The following is a 21,238-nucleotide window of genomic DNA, read 5'->3' on the forward strand; positions in this document are numbered from 1 at the left end:
TAGTGTTTATGAACACGCACCAGCTGAACCTGAATGAGATCCGTGGATTCGGGCGTAAGAAACCGTTCTTAAACCTGGCCTTTCTGATGGGGGCCTTAGGGATCGGGGGCATCCCGTTCTGGAACGGGTATATCAGCAAGACTCTGCTCCATGAGAGCATCATCGAGTATTCCAAGGCCCCGGTGTTCGTGTTTGTGGAATGGATGTTCCTGATCAGCGGGGGGCTGACGGTGGCGTATATGCTGAAGCTGTATGTGTCGGTGTTCTGGGAGAAGAATGCAGACCCGGCAAGGCAGGCGGAATTTGACGGCATGGGGAAACATTATATCAATAAGCAGAGCATGTTTGCGATTGGCGTAAGCGCGGTGGTCTTGCCGATCCTGGGGATGACGCCGGTGAAAACGATGGAAGCGCTGGCAGGGGCGGCCCAGGGCTTTATGCGGATGGAAGGGGAGGCACATATCCCCCACTTCTTCAGCATGGAGTGCTTAAAAGGGGGGCTGATCTCAATCGCCATCGGGGCCCTGGTGTATCTGCTGGTGATCCGGAGGGTGTTCCTGCGCAAGAAGGAAGGGGGCGCCAGCACCTATGTGGATGCGTGGCCGAAATGGCTGGATCTGGAGAACCTGGTGTACCGTCCGCTGATCCAGCGGGTGCTGCCGTTTATCGGGATCTTTGTGTGCCGGATCGGGGATTCACTGGTAGACGGCCTGGTGGTGGCGCTTAGGAAGACGCTGTATAGGGACCGGAAGATCCCCTACCGTACGGGTTCGCTGCCGAAAGTGGACACGGCCATCGGGAAGCTGCTGGATCAAGGCGCGGCGTACTTAAAGAGGCAGGAGGAGAATGTGTCATATCGGAGGAAGCTGGGAATCCGGGCGCTGGAGAGGAAGGAGAGCCGGGATATGATCCGCTACAGCCTTTCTTATGGGCTGCAGCTGGCGGGGATCGGGATGATCCTGATCCTGGTGTATCTGCTGCTGTAGGGCAGGATAGCTGAGGAAGAAAATAAATGGGGAACGACCATTTATAATAAAAGAGAAATAGAAGAGAAAGGATTGGTATCAGAATATGGAAGAAGTAAGAGATATAATCAAAAAATTTTCTCCCGAACAAATCAATCAATATCTGGACCGTATAGGAATGCCTCCGGTGAAGGAACCTACCAGAGAAGTATTAGACGAGCTGATCTATCGCCATCAGTGCACGATCGCATTTGAAAATCTAGACAGCTACGACTTTCATAAGGAAGTATGCCTGGATGGCGACTATTTGTTCCAGAAAATTATCCAGGGAACAAGAGGCGGTTACTGCCTGGAGTTAAACGGCTTATTTTACCGTCTGGTGGTCAGCCTTGGATATGATGCAAGGCCATGTTTTACAAGGGTTTTACTGGGAAAAAATGACCTGAGATGGCCGGTTGACCACAGGGGAACCCTGGTAAAGCTGGACGGTATAGAATACTTTTGTGACGTCGGTCTTGGCGGGCCAATGCCGTCAGGCGCGCTAAACATCGAAACCGAAGAATGGCAGACCTTAGGAGATGAGTCATTCCGTGTCGTTCCCTGCATGAGAGGCTGGTTAGCAATCCATCGCAAAACCCGCATCAAACAAGAAGTCGAACCGGGGAAAGCACCTCAGACCGAAAGAATTGAAGTGGTCATATCCGACATCGCATGCTTTGACACAGACTTCAACTTCTTAAACTACTATAAATCGACTAAAGAAGAGTCTTTATTCTGTGCCCACAGAGTCTTTAACCTAAGAATCGACGGTGGGTATCGGTCGATAAGAGACGATATGTATAAAGAGGTAACAACAAAAGGCGTTGTTATAGAAAAAATCAGTGAGCAATTGGAAGAAATAGAACCATTGATAAAGGAAAAGTTTAATATAGAAATATAACTGACAACGAAACCAGCTCCAAAAGGTGTACCGCTGTAACAGTTCAGGCTTGCCTGAACTGTTAAGTACCGCTTTCTACCCCATCCACTTTCCATAAGTACGGACTACTAGTACATCATAAAATATGTAACTGCCACTTAAGCTGAGATAAATTTTCGAGAGTGCTGCTCCACAAACGCAGGCAAAGCGGACTACGCGAGGCTTGGGGAGCAGTGCTATCAGCAGTGCTATCGGAAATTTAGGTCGGCTTAAGTGGCTGTTAATTATTATTTATTATATGAGGTACTAGTTTTGGGCAAAAGATGATACAATGAAAAGAAAAGGGTTGGTGAAGCTTATGAAACTGACATTTATTGGAGCAGCCCATGAAGTGACGGGAAGCTGTCATCTGCTGCAGGCGGCAGGTAAGAACATTCTGATTGACTGTGGCATGGAACAGGGCCCGGATCTGTATGAGAATCCGGGGCTTCCGATTCCGGAGACGGATATCGACTATGTGTTTTTAACCCATGCGCATATTGATCATTCGGGAATGCTGCCTTTACTTACGAAAAATGGGTTTAAAGGCCAGATTATCACAACTTATGCAACGGCCGATCTGTGTAACATTATGCTTCGTGACAGTGCGCATATTCAGGAATTTGAGGCGGAATGGCGCAACAGAAAGGGCAGGCGTGCAGGGCAGCCGGTGTATGAACCCATCTATATGCTTCAGGATGCGCTGGATGCGATAGAACTGATTGTACCCTGCCAATATCAGGAACGTATCCGGATCTGTGATGGCATTGAAGTACGTTTTACAGACGTGGGGCATCTGCTGGGATCTGCGAGCATCGAAGTATGGGTTGCGGAAGACGGTACTACAAAGAAGATTGTATTTTCCGGAGATGTGGGCAATACAAATCAGCCGATTATTAAAGACCCAAGTTATACCGAGTCAGCCGACTATGTGGTGATTGAGTCCACCTATGGGAACCGCGTCCATTCTGCAGAAAAGATCGATTATCTGAAGGACTTTACAAAGGTGCTGCGGGAGACTTTTGAGCGCGGCGGCAATGTGGTCATTCCCTCCTTTGCAGTCGGCAGAACACAGGAGATGTTGTATTTTATCCGTGAGATTAAAGAACAGAATCTGCTGAAAGAATACCCGGATTTTGAGGTTTATCTGGACAGTCCGCTGGCCATTGAGGCGACAAAAGTCTTTACAAAAAACATGCGGGAATGCTTTGATGAGGATGCAATCAAGCTGGTAAATGAAGGAATCAATCCTTTGGTATTCCCTGGGCTGAAGACCTCGACCACCAGCGAAGATTCAAAAATGATCAATTTTATCGAAAAGCCAAAAGTGATCATATCTGCTTCCGGCATGTGCGATGCCGGCCGCATCAGACATCATCTTAAGCACAATCTGTGGAGGCCGGAGTGCACGATTTTATTTGTAGGATATCAGGCAAATGGCACGCTGGGAAGAAGGCTGCTGGATGGAGACAAGAATGTCAAGATATTTGGTGAGCCTATCGAAGTACGTGCCCGGATAGAAAGTCTTCACGGGGTCAGCGGCCATGCTGATATGAATGGCCTTCTGGACTGGCTGGGAGGATTCAAAACACCTCTGGAGAGAGTTTTTGTCGTACATGGTTCAGACAAAGTAACAGAAGAATTTGCAGAAACGATACAGGAGAAGCTGGGGCATCCAACCTGGGCGCCATTCCCGAGCTGTGCAGTCGACCTGTTAACCAACGAAATTCTGGACGAGGGCGTCAAAATCCCAGTCAAGGCGAAGAAACCAACCCAGAAGAAGGCGGACGCAGCATTCGAAAGACTGCTTGCGGCAGGCAAGAGGCTTCTGGATGTTATTTACAGAAATCAAGGCATCGCAAACAAAGACAAGGCCAAATTCGAAAACCAAATCAACAACCTCGCAGACAAGTGGGATAGCTGGGAGTAAGGGCGGGGGGGAGGTCGCTGCAGCGAATCCCAAAGTGCAAAGCGTCCCGGGAACCGGACACAGGGGTGTCTGGAAACGGGTATGGCAGTAAGCTGGAGTAGAGCAAAAAGTAAGGAAAACCAGGGCAACCTGGCCACATCACGTGAAGCCCTGATGGCTTCACGCGCTGGGGCCAGGGATTCTTGTGATTTGTGATCACAAGAATCACCCTGGTTTTCCTTACTTTTTACTTTACTCCAGCTAACAGCCATACCCATGTTTCCAGACACCCCTGTGTCCGGTTCCCGAAACGCTTTGCACTTTGTGATTTCCTGCAGCTAGGTGCCTCCAGGCGGGGGGGCGAATGGTAAACGTTTTGACGGCTATTAGGGTGAAAGGGGATTATGTCTTCTCTTTTATTAAAGGTCTGATGCAGCATAAGAAAACGCAGATTCAACTCAATCCGCTGCTCCCATCTGGTTGCCCTACCGGGGCATGAGTTATACTTCTGACTGGATGAACACAGCCTGTCCGGGATGGTGGATTTGGCGGCAGAGGGAATCCCCCTGCATGCATTCCCTCTGCCGCCAAATCCACCATCCCGGACAGGCGTCCCCTCATCCATTCTTTCACAAACTCATTCTCCAAAAACTATTGACTTTTGGTTGTGATATGCTAAAATTATCGTGACATGCATAGATACAATCGTTCTATCATGCAAATATAGGCCTGACAGTTTTTTCTGTGAAAAGCTCATCGGACAGGGCTGGCCGCTGCCGCGGGTGGCGATAGCGCCACATTTATTGATCGAGTTAAAAGCTCAGTTTTATAAGTTGGTTACTTTATAACCTGCAAATGCATACCACTTGTGAAATGTTCAATAGAGGAGTAGTAAAAGTATATTTGCTGTATAGACTCTGATAAGAGGACAAATTGATTGTATACGCTGTGCGGATATTCTATCTTTCCGGAGGAAAGGCGGACTTTATTACCCATAATGTATATGACAGGTAGTGTTGCTTTTGCACACTGCCTTTTTTATATAGGTAATTATTTTGGAATTTCTTATTGCGAATGTTTTCTGTTTTGTGTTATATATCTGCAAAACTTAACGAAATCACAGATACACAGGAGAAAGAAGAATGGATAAAAAGCGACAATTACAGGCACCGATTTACAGCGCTCTGGAGCGTTTCCGCAAGCAGCGGGTCGTACCTTTTGACGTGCCGGGCCATAAAAGAGGCAGAGGGAATCCGGAGCTGGTGGAATTGCTGGGGGAAAAATGCGTCGGAATCGATGTGAATTCCATGAAACCGCTGGATAATCTCTGTCATCCGGTTTCTGTAATCAAGGAGGCGGAGGAACTGGCGGCGGATGCGTTTGGCGCGGCACATGCTTTTCTGATGGTGGGCGGAACGACCTCCTCTGTGCAGAGCATGGTTCTCTCCGCGTGCAAAGCGGGGGATAAGATTATACTGCCCAGAAATGTACATAAAAGCGTGATCAATGCGCTGGTGCTTTGCGGGGCCGTTCCGGTATATATTGACCCGAAAGTAGACCAAATGCTGGGGATTCCGCTGGGAATGGAGCTGGAGGACGTACGCAGTGCGATTGAAGAGCATCCAGATGCCTCCGCGGTCTTCGTTAATAATCCGACTTATTATGGAATCTGTTCTGATATCAGGAGCATTGTGGAGCTGGCGCACAGCAAGGGAATGCTGGTGCTGGCAGATGAGGCTCACGGGACGCATCTTTATTTTGGTCAGGGCCTGCCCTGTTCTGGTATGGAGGCGGGGGCGGATATGGCCGCGGTCAGCATGCATAAGTCCGGAGGGAGCCTGACTCAGAGTTCCCTGCTGCTTCTGGGACCGGGCATGAACGAGCGCTATGTGTCCCAGATCGTGAACCTTACGCAGACGACCAGCGCTTCCTATCTGTTAATGGCAAGCCTGGACATCTCGAGGAGGAACCTGGCGTTAAGAGGCGAGGAGACTTTCCAGAAGGTGGCCCAGATGGCGGAATACGCCAGGGAAGAGATCAATGGGATCGGAGGGTATTATGCCTATGGCTCCGAACTAAAGAATGGCGGCAGCATCTTTGATTTCGATGTGACCAAGCTGGCTGTCTATACGCGGGACATCGGGCTGGCTGGGATTGAGGTTTATGACCTGCTGCGTGATGAGTATGACATACAGATTGAATTCGGGGATATCAGTAATATACTGGCCTACATATCTATCGGGGACCGGCTGCAGGACATCGAGCGTCTTGTGGGGGCGCTGGCGGATATTAAGAGGCTGTACCGGGAGCCAAAGAAGAATGTTTTTCTGGCGGAATATATCGCCCCGGTTGTGGTAACAACGCCGCAGCAGGCATTTTATGCGGAGAAGGAGAGCCTGCCGATTGAGGAGACCGCGGGAAGGGTCTGCGGGGAATTTGTGATGTGTTATCCCCCGGGAATTCCAATTCTGGCTCCGGGCGAACAGATTACGGAAAAACTGATCCACTATATCCGGTTTGCGCAGGATAAGGGATGTTCTATGCAGGGGCCGGAGAGCCTGGATCTTTCGAGGCTGAATGTGCTAAAGGAGGTTGGCGATGGATTTTTGGGTAAGTGAGATGCATACCAATAATGTAAAGATCTCGATTCGTGCAGAGAGGCAGCTGTTTAGCGCGCAGAGCGAATTTCAGCGGCTGGATATTTTCGAGACGCCTGAATTCGGAAAAGTACTGACTTCGAACGGAAACGTGATATTTACGGAGAAGGATGAATTTATTTACGATGAAATGATTGTCCATGTGCCCATGGCGGTGCACCCTCATGTCAAAAATGTACTGGTGCTGGGCGGCGGGGACGGCGGAGTGCCGAGAGAGTTGTCGTATTATGATGAGATAGAGCATATCGATGTGGTCGAGGCGGACCAGCTGTTTGTCTATGCGTGCCGGGAACATTTTCCGGAGGATGCAAACGGGCTGGATGACGACCGGGTGTCCATGTATTATGAGGACGGACTGAAGTTTCTGCGCTCCAGGCAGGACGCCTATGACCTGATCATTAATGACTGTACGGATCCTCTGGGGCATGCGGCGGGGCTGTTCACCAAGGAATTTTATGGAAGCTGTTTCCAGGCGCTCCATGAGGACGGGATCATGGTGTACCAGCATGGAAGTCCATTCTATGCTGAGGACGAGGAAAGCTGCCGGATCATGCACAGAAAAGCATACCGCAGTTTTCCCGTAAACCGGGTCTATCAGGCCCATATCCCCACCTGCCCTGCAGGGTACTGGCTGTTCGGCTTTGCATCGAAAAAGTACCATCCACTCAGAAACCTGGATGCAAAGAGGTGGAGAGAACGGGGAATTCAGACGAGTTACTACACGACAAACCTACATACAGGGGCTTTTATGCTCCCCAAATATGTGGAGGATTTATTAGAAGAGGAGGAAGCTTGAATGAGCAGAATATTAGTGATCGGCTGTGGAGGCGTTGCTTCGGTTGCCATTAGGAAATGCTGTCAGAATGAGAAGGTGTTTAAGGAACTGTGTATTGCAAGCAGGACGAAAGAGAAGTGTGATGCACTCAAAGAAAAGCTGGAAGGGAAAACATCCGTAAAAATTACAACCGCGCAGGTGGACGCAGACCATGCATCGGAGGTTGCGGCATTGATCCGCAGCTATCAGCCGGATGTGGTTTTGAATCTGGCGCTGCCATATCAGGATCTCTCCATCATGGAAGCCTGTCTGGAGTGCGGCGTCCATTACATCGATTCCGCTAACTACGAGCCGGAGGATACGGATGATCCCGCGTGGCGTGCAGTCTATGAAAAACGCTGCAGGGAGAAAGGATTTACTGCGTATTTTGATTACAGCTGGCAGTGGGAGTACAATGAGAAATTTCGGGAAAAGAATCTCACCGCGCTGCTTGGATCCGGATTTGACCCTGGGGTGACAAGTGTATTTACCGCCTATGCAATGAAACATTATTTTGATGAGATCCATACGATTGATATACTGGACTGCAACGGCGGGGACCACGGCTATCCGTTTGCAACCAACTTCAACCCGGAGATCAATCTGAGAGAGGTGTCTGCAAACGGGAGCTACTGGGAGGACGGCCACTGGGTAGAGACTGAACCGATGGAAATAAAGCGCACCTACGATTTTCCACAGGTGGGCCAAAAAGAGATGTACCTTCTGCACCATGAGGAGATAGAATCTCTGGCCGTGCATGTTCCGGGAGTGAAGCGTATCCGTTTCTTCATGACCTTTGGAGAGAGCTATCTCACCCATATGAAATGCCTGGAAAATGTAGGGATGCTCTCCACCAGCCCGATTGTTTTTGAGGGAAAGGAGATTGTTCCCATTCAGTTTCTGAAAGCGCTGCTTCCGGATCCTGCCACACTCGGGCCGCGCACAAAGGGAAAGACGAATATTGGCTGTATCTATACAGGCGTGAAGGACGGACAGGAGAAAACCATCTATATCTATAACGTGTGCGACCACGAGGAATGCTACCGGGAGGTGGAAAGCCAGGCTATCAGTTATACCACAGGGGTACCGGCGATGATCGGGACTGCATTGGTTGCTTCGGGTATCTGGAATAAAAGAGGCGCTGTGAACCTGGAAGAACTGGATCCGGATCCGTTTATGGATATGCTGAACCAGTACGGCCTTCCCTGGGTGGTGAATGAAAATCCTGAAACCGTGGAGTAGGGAAACACATATCCGGCAGGAGGTGCGGCAGGCCGCAGAATCATGAAATTTCGTAACAGTTCAGGCCTGTCTGAACTGTTACGAAATGGCGGTGGCAATTTCTTTTATAAAAGCTTAATGAAAACACGAGGAAAGAGTATTGAAAGAAAACTTATTAAGAACAGAAGAACTAAGGACACCGGTTTATCTTGTAGATGAAGCAAAACTGGAGCATAATCTGGAGATACTTGAAAACGTGCAGGAGGAGACCGGATGCAGAATCCTTCTGGCCCAGAAAGCATTTTCCATGTATCGGGTGTATCCGATGATCCGGCGTTATCTTGCGGGCGCTACCGCAAGCGGACTGTATGAGGCGAGGCTGGCTGCGGAGGAGATGGGCGGAGAGAATCACGTATTTTCTCCGGCGTATACTGCAGAAGAGATGCAGAAGCTCTGCGAGATTTGCAGCCATATCAGCTTCAATTCGATTGCACAGCTTGAGCGCCACCGGACATTGTGGGAAACGAAGGGGATCAGTGCAGGGCTTCGGATTAACCCGGAGCATTCTACACAGGAGGGGCCTGCCATTTATGATCCCTGTGCGCCGGGATCGAGGCTTGGAATCCGGCGGGAACAGTTTCCCAAGCGGCTTCCGGCAGGGGTGGAAGGCCTGCATGTCCACACCCTCTGTGAGCAGGATGCGGCCCCGCTTGTGGAGACGTTCGAGGCGGTAGAGGAAAAGTTCGGGGAATACCTTCACCAGATTCGATGGCTCAATCTCGGAGGCGGGCACCACATCACAAGGCCGGGATATGATATTGCAGCATTGAAGGACCTGCTCTGTCGGATACGGGATACCTACCATGTACAGATTTATCTGGAGCCTGGGGAGGCGGTTGCACTGAATGCCGGATATCTGATCACGGAAGTGATGGATATTGTGGAGAATGAAACTCCGGTTTTGATACTCGATGCATCCGCAGCCTGCCATATGCCGGATGTGTTGGAGATGCCTTACCGCCCGCCGCTGAGGGATAGCGGTAAACCGGGGGAAAAGGCAGTAACGTGCACGCTTGGCTGCAGAACCTGTCTGGCGGGGGATGTAATCGGAGATTACAGCTTTGATGAAATGCCCGGAATCGGGGAACGCCTGGTGTTTGAAGATATGGCGATCTATACGATGGTGAAAAATAATACCTTTAACGGTATGCCGCTGCCGGACATTGCGCTTCTCAGAAAAGACGGGATGTGCGAGGTTATTAAACGGTTTGGCTATCAAGATTTTAAGGAGCGTTTATCCTGATGAATAAGTTGACAACGCCGCGGGAAGACGGCTATTTTATGCCTGCGGAATTTGCCCCTCACGAGGCTGTTATTTTAATCTGGCCGGTGCGGCCGGGAAGCTGGGGAAAGAATCCAGAGAGGGCGAAGAAGGCATTTTTAGAGATTATACGAGAGGCGTCCCGGAGTGAAAAAGTATATTTACTGGCAGACCGGGAACATGAGGAAGAGGCGGTACGCGCGGCAGGAGGGTTTGCTGAAATTCTGACAGTGGAGAGCGATGATGCCTGGGCCAGGGACGTGGCCCCCACCTTTGTCACCAATGGAAGGGATGTCAGGGGCATCAGCTGGCGTTTTAATGCCTGGGGCGGCAGCACAGACGGCTTGTATGCTTCCTGGGATAAAGACGATGCGGCTGCAGGTGCGATTCTGGACAAACTGGGCTATTTTTGCTACGATGCGGGAGATTTTGTGCTGGAGGGCGGTTCTATCCATTCTGATGGGGAAGGCACCATATTGACAACAAAGAGCTGCCTGCTTAGCCCCGGCAGGAATCCGCAGCTGTCAAAGCTGCAGATCGAGGAAAAATTAAAAGAATATCTGGGAGCCGAAAAGATACTGTGGCTGCCCAGGGGAATCTATATGGATGAGACGAATGAACATGTGGACAACGTCTGTGCATTTACTGCACCAGGAGAGGTTGTGCTTGCCTGGACAGATGACCGGGAGGATCCCCAGTATGAGCTTTCCAGGGCCTGCCTGGATTATCTGGAAAAACAGACGGATGCAAAAGGCCGCCGGCTGACCGTGCACAGGCTGCCCATACCCGATGTACCCGTGAGGGTGACACGGGAAGAAGTGGAGCAGTTTGTATTTGAAGCCGGAGAAGATATGCGGGAAGCCGGGGAACGTCTGGCCGCCAGCTATGTGAATTTTTATTTTACCAACGATGCCGTGCTGGTGCCTCAGTTCGGTGGTGAGAATAAGGAAAGTGACAGGCGTGCGCTGGAGATACTGCGGCCCCTGTGCCCCGGACGCAGGGTGACAGGGATAGACAGCAGGGCGATTCTGCTGGGAGGCGGCAATATCCACTGTATTACCCAGCAGATTCCAGAAGGAGGAGGACAATGAGTGAGGTTACGGTTGCAGTGATTCAGATGCAATGTACTGCAGATGTACAACAGAATATGAGAACAGCAGAACGGCTGGTCAGGCAGGCGGCAGAGCAGGGCGGTCAGGTGATTCTGCTTCCGGAACTGTTCGAGCGGCAGTATTTCTGCCAGGAACGGCGATATGAATACTATAACTATGCCCTTCCGACAGAGGACAATCCTGCGGTGCGTGCCATGCAAAGCCTGGCAGGTGAGCTGGGGCTTGTGATTGTGGTAAGTTTTTACGAGCGGGCGCAGAACACCTTGTATAACTCTGCAGCTGTGGTGGATGCAGACGGCAGCCTGCTGGGAGTGTACCGGAAGACACATATCCCGGACGATCATTTTTATCAGGAAAAATTTTACTTTACACCGGGAGACACCGGATTTACCGTATGGGATACAAGATATGGCCGGATTGGGGTCGGGATCTGCTGGGATCAGTGGTTCCCGGAGACGGCCAGATGCCTGGCTCTGAAAGGAGCCGATGTGATCCTGTACCCAACTGCCATAGGCAGTGAACCGATTCTGGACTGTGACAGCTCGGGACATTGGAGAAGAGCCATGCAGGGCCACGCGGCGGTCAATATCGTGCCGGTGGCGGCTGCCAACAGGTTCGGATTGGAAAAAGTAGAGCCATGTCCGGAAAATGCGGGCCAGAGTTCCAGCCTGGAGTTCTATGGCAGCAGTTTTATAACCGATGAAACAGGAGTCGTTCTGTGTCAGGCGGGCAGAGATACGGAAAACGTGCTGTGCGCCCGGTTTGATTTCGAGAAGATCAGAAGAGAAAGGCTGGAATGGGGGCTTTTCAGGGATCGGCGGCCAGAGTGTTATTGGAGTTGACGAGATGTCGACTTGGCGGCGGATGGGGCCGCACCGTAAAGGGATAGCCGGGAAGCGCCGGAAGAGTATATGCCCGGCGGAAGTGCACCCCGTACATTAAGAAATTCTAAGCAGAAAAAGGCAGAAAATTGGAGCACAGCTGACACATCACGAGAAATCGGATGATTTCTCGCGCTGGGTCAGCAGAAAACGTGCTTCGGAAGCACGTTTTCTCTCCAATTTTCTGCCTTTTTCTGCTAAGAATTTCTAAGATGTACTCCAGCACTTCCGCCGGGCATATACTCTTCCGGCGCTTCCCGGCTATCCCTTTACGGTGCTGGGTTCATCCAATCGGCAGGCAAGAGCCGTTCGTCAGGTGGGCTCCAAACGGGGGCAGTGTATGAATTCGTTTGGTGTAGCGACGTATCCCCGGTACATAGAAAAAAATTATCTTTTGCAAAGGGCGATGTGATGTGCTTACAGCGTAACTTTTCATACTTCCGAAAGTTATACCTTTCCAATTAATAATAAATGGAGATTTTTTTGTTCCGCCAAACGAATCAATACGCCGCCCCGGTTCCGAGCCACCCGAGTTGACAAGCATAACTACCAATTGGATGCACCCAGCGAAATGAAGGGAGAGACGCAAGCCTCCCAAGTGCACATATGCCGTTTCGAGGTGCTAAAGCGGACCTTAGAAATTCTTGGAAGCCGGCAGCTGAAAAAGTAGGGAAATTTTGTGATCACCGAATCACAAAATTAGGCGGCCCAGCGCGAGAAATCATCAGATTTCTCGTGATGTGCCGCCGGTGCCCTGCTTTTTTAGCTGCCGGCTTCCTAGAATTTCTTAGGTCCGCGTCCGCATATCGAAACGGCATATGTGCACTTGGGAGGCTTGCGTCTCTCCCTTTATTTCGCGCCCCCCCTTTCATCAATTCCCCGTTCATTTGTCAAGGTCTAAAACTTTTTTTAATTTGCGCATCTTCGAATAACCCGCCTCTAGATTGAGAATGATTTTACTAGATTCAAATTTTCATCTAGGAGGATTTTTATTATGGCACTGAATAAAGTTGAATTGTGTGGGGTTAATACGGCGAAGCTTCCGCTCTTAAAGGAAGAAGAAAAAGAAGCTTTGTTTGTGAGAATCAAGGCAGGAGATGAGGAGGCCCGTGAGGAATATATTAAGGGCAATCTCCGCCTCGTTTTGAGTGTGATCAAGCGGTTTTCCAACAGCAATGAGAATGCGGATGACCTGTTTCAGATTGGCTGCGTGGGGCTGATGAAGGCGGTGGATCATTTTGACCCGGACAGACTGGTGAAGTTCTCTACTTATGCGGTGCCCATGATTATCGGAGAAATCAGGAGATATCTGCGGGATAATAATTCCATCCGGGTGAGCCGCTCCCTGCGTGATACGGCCTATAAAGCGATTTACGCAAAGGAAGGCTACATGAAGAAACATCTGAAAGAACCTACCGTGCAGGAGATCGCCGAGGAGATCGGAATCTCAAAAGAGGATATCGTCTTTGCACTGGATGCGATTCAGATGCCGATGAGCCTGCACGAACCGGTATACAGCGACGGAGGCGATACGCTCTATGTGATGGATCAGGTCAGTGACAAGAAAAACAAAGAAGAAAACTGGGTGGAGGAGCTGTCCCTTGAGGCCGCTATGGAACGCCTGAATGAAAGGGAACGTTATATTATTACTTTAAGATTTTTCGAGGGAAAAACGCAGATGGAAGTCGCGGAGGAGATTAAAATATCCCAGGCTCAGGTGAGCCGGCTGGAGAAAAATGCGCTCAAGGTCATGAAACAGTATCTGCTGGGCTAAAATAAGCTGCCGTGCATACCATGGCCCTGCACTGAAACAAAAATATATAGAATCCCTGTATTTTATGGTTGAAATTTCCATGACTTCATACTATTATAAACGTAGACTAAAGGAAGGTATGGAGAGGAACCATGTATAAGATATGCATTTTTGATTTAGACGGAACTTTAACGGATACGTTGGATTCTCTGACTTTTTCTGTGAATGAGACATTGAAGGAGATGGGGCTTTCCCCGATCACCAGTGAACAGTGCCGCATGTTTGTAGGAAATGGAGCAAGGGTATTGATGGAGAAAGCGCTGTGGGAAAGCGCCAAGGCTGGTCCGGAAAGGCTGGACGAGGCAATGGAGATATACGGCCGTATATTTGACGCTAACTGCACATATCATGTAATACCATATGACGGTATCTTAAAGCTCCTGGAGGGCATGAGGGCACGCGGTATCTGTCTGGCAGTGCTGTCAAACAAACCTGACAGGCAGACCGTGCATGTGGTGGAAGAGATATTCGGCAAGGATACGTTTCAATGGATTCAGGGCCAGAAAGAAGGCATACCCAGAAAGCCGGATCCTTATGCCGCCCTGCAGATCGCCGGGAGGTTTGGGGCTGAGCCGGAAGAGTCACTGTATGTAGGGGATTCGGAAGTGGACATTGCAACCGGCAGGGCAGCCGGGATGAAGACGATAGGAGTGTCCTGGGGCTTTCGGGGAAGAGATGCGCTTGCAGAGGCGGGAGCCGTGCATGTTGTAGATTCTCCGGAGGAGATTCTGAATTTGATTACTTAAAAGGGAGGGAAAAGAGTCATGTATGAATATGATGACGAGTGTCTGCTTACATTTTTAAAGAAGCAGTCTCAGCTATTTGATGAGCCGGTGGCAGAGACCATCGAGGCAGCGGAGGCTTTCCTGGAGGAATGCATGGCCGCAGTCGTGGATTCCCTTGATGAGGTGAGGGAATATTTTGAGGAAAGCGGGATTGACGTGGATGGAATGTCGGACGAGGAATTGGAAGAGGCGTCCGAGGTCTTTGCACTTCCGAACGGACAATATCTAATTGTGGAAGGTTAATCCGAATACTTAAAGCAATGAAGCACAAAAGCCGCAGCATCATTTCACTGCGGCTTTTTCTGTGGCCTCTTTTATGGCGTCCAGTATAACCTGAGATGTGTAGGGGGTGTCGTCTGACAGTGAGATATCCTCCAGGGACTGCTTGTCGTAGACCTGATCTGCTATATCTTCGATTGCCGGCTGAATCAGAGGAAACATGGTGGTCATTGCCTCATCCAGATTGGAAAATCGGATGGAATTGATGTGGGACTCATCCACGGATACTTCCACTTCCAGATTTGTATTGTTTAACGTCAGCGTCGAGGTATAGACTCCCGGAGTATACTGCTTTTTCGCATCTGCACTCTTATCTTTTCCGCCGGGACGGAACATGACAATCAGCAGTATGATCAGAAGAATGCCAAGTGCCGCGAAGACTGCCGTATAGATGATTTCTTTCATATGCAGAACAATAATTTTTGTTTTGGAACCCATTGAAGAGACCTCCCGTGTTAGTCAATTTTACTTCCCTGTAATGGGCAGGTAAGGAAAACTGTCCATTGCGCTTTTTATAAGTGTATGACGTGAAGGGAAAAAATATTCGCGTCTTTTGCGTGACAAATAGAATGGCATCCTGTAAAATGGATAAGAATGAAGAGGTGAAAAGGATGTATATCATAGCAGGTCTGGGAAATCCGGACAGACAATATGAAGGTACGAGGCATAATGTGGGATTCGAAGTGATAGATACCATTGCTTCGAAATATAATATAGCAGTGGACACGAAAAAACACAGAGCCTTCATTGGCAAGGGTGTGATAGGCGGGCAGAAGGTGATTCTGGCAAAGCCGCAGACATATATGAACCTGAGCGGAGAGAGTATTATCAGCCTTGTGGAATATTATAAGATTGATGAAGAGCAGGAATTGATCGTAATATACGATGATGTCAGCCTGGGGGTCGGGAAGCTCCGTATCCGTGCAAAGGGCAGTGCCGGCGGCCACAATGGAATCAAGAATATCATTGCTCATCTTGGAAGTGAGGTATTTCCCAGGATTAAAATAGGAGTTGGTGAGAAACCGCCCAAATATGATCTGGCGGACTATGTACTCGGACATTTTACCAAAGCGGAGCACGAGTTGATGGAGGAAGGTTATGGGAATGCGGTCCATGCCGTAGAGATGATAATATCCGGTGAGATTCAGGCTGCAATGAATGAGTATAACCGGAAAAAGAAGGAAGAGTAGATAATATGCAGGCTTTTTTAGCGCCGCTTGCCGAGCTGGCGGAGTACAAGGAGATATTCGGCAGACGAAAGAAAAACAGCGGAGTTCTGCAGATTACAGGCTGCGTCAATTCCCAGAAAACACATTTGATGTATGCATTGAGCGATGGTTGTTATTATAAAATCATCGCTTTTTCTAGTGATGAAAAGGCAAAGAAGGCTTATGAGGAATACCGGTTCCTGGATGAGAATGTGTATCTGTATCCGGCGAAGGACCTTCTGTTTTACCATGCGGACATTAAGGGAAAGTACCTGATCAAGCAGCGGATGGAGGTGGTACGCGCCATACTCGAGGCGGAGGAAATGGAGAGCATGGATGAGGGCGGAATCACGGTTATCACAACGATGGACGCTTTTTTGGATGGTATGCCTTCTCTGCGGGAAATTGCAAAGCGCAGGATCCATGTGGAGGGGACGGGGACACTGGATTTTATAAAGCTGCAGGAAAAGCTTTCCGCAATGGGGTATGAACGGGAGGTTGAGATCGAAGGCCCCGGGCAGTATGCGGTCAGGGGCGGTATACTGGATGTGTTCCCTTTGACGGAGGAGCTTCCGGTCCGCATTGAACTGTGGGGGGACGAGGTGGATTCCATCCGGACATTTGATGTGGAAAGCCAGCGGTCGATCGAGAACCTGGATAATGTGGACATTTATCCCGCAGCGGAATTTCTTGGAGAGCGAGGAAAAAGCGTTTCTTTTCTGGATTATTTCCCAAAGGAAAAGAGCCTGTTGTTTTTGGATGAGCCTCTGCGTCTGGCAGAACATGCGGATGAAACCGCGGAAGAGTATCTGAACAGCCGGAAAAACAGGGAAGAAGCCGGGATGCAGGAGGAAGAGGAACCGGAAATTTTTTCAACGAAGGTGATTGTAGATAAGATGAACCAGTATTACGGCATCGGTCTTACAACGCTGGAATCTAAATGCGGCGGTTTTCATGTGCGGGATACCTACAGTCTGCAGACGAAAGGGGTCAATCCCTACAATAACAGCTTCGAGATGCTTACAAGGGACCTGAAGCGCCTGAAAAGAAGCGGTTACCGGGTGATACTGCTTTCCGGTTCCCGGACCCGGGCAAGACGGCTTGCCGAGGATCTGCGGGATTATGACCTGAGCAGTTTTTACAGCGAGGATCTGCACCGGGAAGTGCAGCCCGGGGAGATCATGGCCGCCTACGGACATGTTGCGGAGGGGTACGAGTACCCGATGCTGAAGTTTATGGTGATATCCGAGACGGATATTTTCGGGAAGCAGAAGCGCAAAAAACGGCGCAGGACCTATGAAGGCCAGAAGATCCAGAATTTTTCCGAACTCAAGGTAGGCGACTATGTCGTTCATGAAAATCACGGCCTTGGGATCTACCAAGGGATTGAGAAGATTGAAGTTGATAAAGTAACCAAAGATTATATGAAGATTTCCTATGCTGGCGGAGGGGCGCTGTATATTCTGGCTACCCAGCTGGATCTGATCCAGAAGTACGCCGGTGCGGATGCGAAAAAGCCGAAACTGAACAAGCTGGGCACCAGCCAGTGGACAAAGACAAAGAGCCAGGTGCGCAGAGCTGTCAGGGCAGTGGCAAAGGATCTGGTGGAGCTTTATGCGGCAAGGCAGGAGTCCCAGGGATTCGTATATGAACCGGATACCGTGTGGCAGAAGGAATTCGAGGAGATGTTTCCTTTTGAGGAGACCGATGACCAGCTGCAGGCGATTGCGGACACAAAGCGGGACATGGAAAGCAAAAAGATCATGGACCGGCTGATCTGCGGGGATGTGGGTTACGGAAAAACAGAGATTGCGATCCGGGCGGCATTTAAGGCGGTACAGGAAGGGAAACAGGTAGTCTATCTGGTACCGACCACGATTCTGGCCCAGCAGCACTATAATACCTTTGTGCAGCGGATGCGGGATTTTCCGGTCAGGGTAGACCTCCTGTGCCGGTTCCGCACATCGGCTCAGCAAAAGAAGACAGTGGAGGATTTAAAAAAAGGGCTGGTGGATATTGTGATCGGCACCCACAGAGTGCTCTCCAAGGACGTACAGTTTAAAGACCTGGGGCTGCTCGTGATCGATGAGGAGCAGCGTTTTGGCGTTACCCATAAAGAGAAGATCAAAAAGCTCCGGGAGAATGTGGATGTGCTGACGCTGACAGCAACGCCGATCCCGAGGACACTCCATATGAGTCTGATCGGGATCCGGGATATGAGCGTCCTGGAGGAGGCCCCTATGGACAGAATGCCGATCCAGACCTATGTCATGGAATACAACGATGAGATGGTCCGGGAGGCCATAGAGAGGGAACTGTCCAGGGACGGGCAGGTATACTACGTCTACAACAGGGTGAGTGATATCGCGGATGTAGCGGGGAGAATACAAAAGCTGGTGCCGGATGCAGCCGTTTCCTTCGCGCATGGACAGATGAATGAACGCCAGCTGGAAAACATTATGTATGATTTTATTAACGGGGATATTGATGTTCTGGTGTCCACAACGATCATCGAGACCGGGCTGGACATCTCCAACGTGAACACCATGATAATCCACGATGCAGACCGCCTCGGGCTGTCACAGCTGTATCAGCTCCGGGGGCGTGTGGGCCGTTCCAGCCGGATGGCCTATGCATTTTTACTGTACAGAAGAGATAAGATGCTCAAAGAAATGGCGGAAAAACGTCTTGCGGCCATCCGGGAATTTACGGATCTGGGATCCGGGTTTAAGATCGCGATGCGGGATCTGGAGATCCGCGGAGCAGGCAACCTTCTCGGGGAAGAGCAGCACGGCCATATGGAAGCCGTGGGGTACGACTTGTACTGCAAGATGCTCAATGAAGCGGTGAAGCAGCTTAAAGGCGAACTGGAGGAGGATGTCTACACCACAACGATGGACCTCAATATTGACGCTTATATTCCGGAATCCTATATCCCGAACGAATTTCAGAAGCTGGATATATATAAACGGATTGCCAGCATCGAGAACGAGGAAGAGATGGATGATATGATAGAAGAGCTGATTGACCGTTTTGGGGATATTCCGAGGAAGGTGCAGCAGCTTTTGAATATTGCTGGTCTGAAAGCGCTTGCCCATTCCGCCTATGTGACCGCGGTCGAGCAGAAAGGGGATGCTTATCAGTTTACCATGTATGAAAAAGCGAAGGTACAGCCGCAGAAAATCCCGGGTCTTTTACAGGCCTATCATGGGAGCCTGGTGTTCAAAGCAGATACTCCTCCGTACTTCCTGTACCAGAAGAAAGGACGCAGCGGAAGGGAGAAGGATGAGAACGTGCTGGAATTGGTGAAAAAGGTGTTAAATGACATAAAAGGCTTGTTAGAATAAGAAAAACAAGCTATAATAATGAAGTTAAAATGTACGTAGGAGGATGTTATGGGACAGTTCAAAAAAAGAGTGATGATCATGGCTGCTGCGGGCCTTATCGCGGTTTCTTCCCTGGCAGGGTGCAGCCGCTCTATGAATAATGATGCCGTAGTTGCCGAAGTAGGAGAAGACAAGATTGTGCTGGGGGTTGCTAACTTTTATGCAAGGATGCAGCAGGCACAGTATGAGACATATTATGCCGGGATGATGGGAACCACCGGCGAGGCCATGTGGACACAGGAAGTAGAAGAGGGCAAGACCTATGAGGATACGACAAAGGAAAGTACCTTGAAAGCAATCGAGGACATGTATCTTCTGAAGCAGCACGCGGCCGATTATCAAGTGGAACTGACCGATGATGATAAAAAGGCGATTAAGAAGGCAGCAGAATCCTTTGTGGAAGACAACACGCTGGAGGATAAAGAGGTGGTGTCTGGTTACGAGAAGTACGTCAAGACATTTCTGGAGTTGGCTACCATTCAGGCAAAGATGAATGCTCCGATGAAAGAAGGCGTGGACGAAGAGGTTTCCGACGAAGAAGCGGCGCAGAAGAGTATGCAGTATGTGCTGTTCTCCTATAATAAGACAGATGGGGAAGGCAATTCAGAGGCCATGACGGACGATGAAAAGTCGGCCCTGAAAGAGACAGCAGAGAAGTTTGCAGAAGATCTGAAAAACAGTGACGGTAAGGATCTGGAGGCAGCGGCTTCAGAAGCAGATCTGGAAGTACAGACAGCAACCTTTGATTCCGAATCCACATCGCCCACGGCTGACCTGGTAAAGGCAGCAGATGCGCTGGAGGAAGGCGATGTAACCGGCATCGTAGAATCTGACAACGGAATCTATGTAGCAAAGCTGACCAGCAACCTGGACAGAGAGGCCACAGATGCAAAAAAGGAATCCATTGTGGAGGAAAGAAAGCAGGAACAGTACGATTCCCTCCTGGAACAGTGGAGAAAAGATACAAAGATAACAGAACATGAAAAAGTATGGAAAAAAGTAAAATTTGAAAAACAGGGTGTGACTATCGTACAGAATGAGGAAGAGGGGGCGGACGAATAGTTAACGAGTTTTAGTTTCGTTGGCGGAGGGGGACGCTTCATGACAGGGCTGCCGGGAAGGGACTGGGGCTGTATATGCCGTTTCGGTATGCACCCGTGCTGCTAACTGCTTCTAAAAAAAACGATGCCGGATATACGGGCACGGAGAACACATCACGGGGAATCTGATGATTCCCCGCGCTGGGTTCTCCAAAAACTTGATTTGGAGATCAAGTTTTTTCCCGTATATCCGGCGTCGTTTTTTTAAGAAGCAGTAAGCGCACTCCAGCATACCGAAACGGCATATACAGCCCCAGTCCCTTCCCGGCAGCCCTGTCATGAAGCTGGTTCATCCAATCGGGAGGATAATATACATTCATTTGGGGCCTCTGGACGGGAGCAGCGGATTTGAACTGGCTATGCGCAGCGGATCGCACTCCAGGGAGAGATATGCTTTTGTCTGTTAGCCGTCCTGTTCCATGCCAAGCGTCCCCCATCAAAAAAATATTTTATACTTGAAGTTTTCCTGATGGGATGGTAAAATATTAGGAGTTCGTGAGGGAGTAATTAGCGTAGTGCATACGTGGTAAGTCAACATACTGGCCGAGGAGGTCTGGCTTATCTTAAATAATGAGACTCATGTACAGTTTTTTGCTGTACATGTGTCTCTTTTTATGTTGCAGCGCAGGCTAGTACAGCAGTGCATTAATCTTTCAGTAATAAACGCCTGATATCTGCGCCAGAGTTGTGCCTGCTTTCGCGACGGCGTAGTGGTTCCTACGTCTAGCGAAAGCAGGTACAGCTATGGCGTAGAGAGCAGGTGCTTATTGCTGAATTATTCGTGCAATGCTGTACTAGTACATCGAATAATAATTAACTGCCACTTAAA

Annotated in this window: 16 protein-coding genes and 1 pseudogene; 15 read left to right on the top strand and 2 right to left on the bottom strand. The window is 49.6% G+C overall.

The window, feature by feature from the left end; genetic code table 11:
- From ARB69_RS15840 to ARB69_RS15905, 12 genes and pseudogenes are all read left to right on the top strand, one after another.
- Nucleotides 1-986 (top strand): annotated as a pseudogene (locus ARB69_RS15840) (sodium:proton antiporter); the annotation flags it as partial.
- Between the two features lie 85 nt (nucleotides 987-1,071).
- Nucleotides 1,072-1,905: an arylamine N-acetyltransferase family protein gene (locus tag ARB69_RS15845; RefSeq protein ID WP_055154188.1), complete on the top strand. Its 834-nt coding sequence runs from the start codon at nucleotides 1,072-1,074 to the stop codon at nucleotides 1,903-1,905.
- A 337-nt stretch (nucleotides 1,906-2,242) separates the two neighbouring features.
- Nucleotides 2,243-3,853 carry an MBL fold metallo-hydrolase RNA specificity domain-containing protein gene (locus tag ARB69_RS15850; RefSeq protein WP_055154244.1) on the top strand — a complete coding sequence of 537 codons (1,611 nt, stop codon included), beginning with the start codon at nucleotides 2,243-2,245 and terminating at the stop codon, nucleotides 3,851-3,853.
- Nucleotides 3,854-4,974: 1,121 nt separating this feature from the next.
- The gene (locus ARB69_RS15865; RefSeq protein ID WP_050642668.1) at nucleotides 4,975-6,450 is read left to right on the top strand and encodes an aminotransferase class I/II-fold pyridoxal phosphate-dependent enzyme; all 1,476 of its coding nucleotides are present in this window, start codon (nucleotides 4,975-4,977) and stop codon (nucleotides 6,448-6,450) included.
- Entirely contained in the window at nucleotides 6,431-7,285 is an 855-nt protein-coding gene (speE, locus tag ARB69_RS15870; RefSeq protein ID WP_055154246.1) for a polyamine aminopropyltransferase, read from the top strand. The genes ARB69_RS15865 and speE overlap by 20 nt, the downstream gene beginning before the upstream one ends.
- The gene (locus ARB69_RS15875; protein ID WP_050642666.1) at nucleotides 7,286-8,545 is read left to right on the top strand and encodes a saccharopine dehydrogenase family protein; all 1,260 of its coding nucleotides are present in this window, start codon (nucleotides 7,286-7,288) and stop codon (nucleotides 8,543-8,545) included. It begins immediately after the preceding gene.
- Between the two features lie 139 nt (nucleotides 8,546-8,684).
- Entirely contained in the window at nucleotides 8,685-9,827 is a 1,143-nt protein-coding gene (gene nspC, locus ARB69_RS15880) for a carboxynorspermidine decarboxylase (RefSeq protein ID WP_050642665.1), read from the top strand.
- Complete coding sequence (gene aguA / locus ARB69_RS15885) at nucleotides 9,827-10,936, top strand: agmatine deiminase (protein ID WP_055154192.1); 1,110 nt, start codon at nucleotides 9,827-9,829, stop codon at nucleotides 10,934-10,936. The genes nspC and aguA overlap by 1 nt, the downstream gene beginning before the upstream one ends.
- Nucleotides 10,933-11,799, top strand: coding sequence for an N-carbamoylputrescine amidase (gene aguB / locus ARB69_RS15890; RefSeq protein ID WP_055154194.1), 867 nt, complete (start codon nucleotides 10,933-10,935; stop codon nucleotides 11,797-11,799). The genes aguA and aguB overlap by 4 nt, the downstream gene beginning before the upstream one ends.
- A gap of 1,033 nt (nucleotides 11,800-12,832) precedes the next feature.
- On the top strand, nucleotides 12,833-13,612 hold the full coding sequence (sigG, locus tag ARB69_RS15895; protein WP_025657846.1) for an RNA polymerase sporulation sigma factor SigG: 780 nt from the start codon (nucleotides 12,833-12,835) through the stop codon (nucleotides 13,610-13,612).
- Nucleotides 13,613-13,743: 131 nt separating this feature from the next.
- Nucleotides 13,744-14,397 (top strand): HAD family hydrolase, encoded by a 654-nt coding sequence (locus ARB69_RS15900; RefSeq protein ID WP_050642662.1) that lies wholly within the window; start codon nucleotides 13,744-13,746, stop codon nucleotides 14,395-14,397.
- Between the two features lie 18 nt (nucleotides 14,398-14,415).
- Nucleotides 14,416-14,679 carry a glyoxalase gene (locus tag ARB69_RS15905; protein ID WP_050642661.1) on the top strand — a complete coding sequence of 88 codons (264 nt, stop codon included), beginning with the start codon at nucleotides 14,416-14,418 and terminating at the stop codon, nucleotides 14,677-14,679.
- 39 nt (nucleotides 14,680-14,718) lie between these two features.
- On the opposite strand, the gene ARB69_RS15910 is transcribed toward ARB69_RS15905, so the two are convergent.
- A complete protein-coding gene (locus tag ARB69_RS15910; protein ID WP_050642660.1) occupies nucleotides 14,719-15,153 on the bottom strand; it encodes a hypothetical protein in 435 nt (144 codons plus the stop codon).
- Nucleotides 15,154-15,326: 173 nt separating this feature from the next.
- Between ARB69_RS15910 and pth the strand changes: the two genes are divergently transcribed.
- The 3 genes from pth to ARB69_RS15925 are packed head-to-tail and all read left to right on the top strand — an operon-like array spanning nucleotide 15,327 to nucleotide 20,371.
- Nucleotides 15,327-15,905 (top strand): aminoacyl-tRNA hydrolase, encoded by a 579-nt coding sequence (pth, locus tag ARB69_RS15915; protein ID WP_055154248.1) that lies wholly within the window; start codon nucleotides 15,327-15,329, stop codon nucleotides 15,903-15,905.
- A gap of 5 nt (nucleotides 15,906-15,910) precedes the next feature.
- The gene (gene mfd, locus ARB69_RS15920; RefSeq protein WP_055154196.1) at nucleotides 15,911-19,270 is read left to right on the top strand and encodes a transcription-repair coupling factor; all 3,360 of its coding nucleotides are present in this window, start codon (nucleotides 15,911-15,913) and stop codon (nucleotides 19,268-19,270) included.
- A 48-nt stretch (nucleotides 19,271-19,318) separates the two neighbouring features.
- Nucleotides 19,319-20,371 (top strand): peptidylprolyl isomerase, encoded by a 1,053-nt coding sequence (locus ARB69_RS15925; protein WP_050642658.1) that lies wholly within the window; start codon nucleotides 19,319-19,321, stop codon nucleotides 20,369-20,371.
- A 208-nt stretch (nucleotides 20,372-20,579) separates the two neighbouring features.
- On the opposite strand, the gene ARB69_RS26750 is transcribed toward ARB69_RS15925, so the two are convergent.
- Nucleotides 20,580-20,729, bottom strand: coding sequence for a hypothetical protein (locus ARB69_RS26750; protein WP_156320712.1), 150 nt, complete (start codon nucleotides 20,727-20,729; stop codon nucleotides 20,580-20,582).
- Between the last annotated feature and the right edge of the window lie 509 nt (nucleotides 20,730-21,238).

This window comes from Faecalicatena contorta (genome assembly GCF_001404335.1).
Taxonomy (GTDB): Bacteria; Bacillota; Clostridia; order Lachnospirales; family Lachnospiraceae; genus Faecalicatena; species Faecalicatena contortus_B.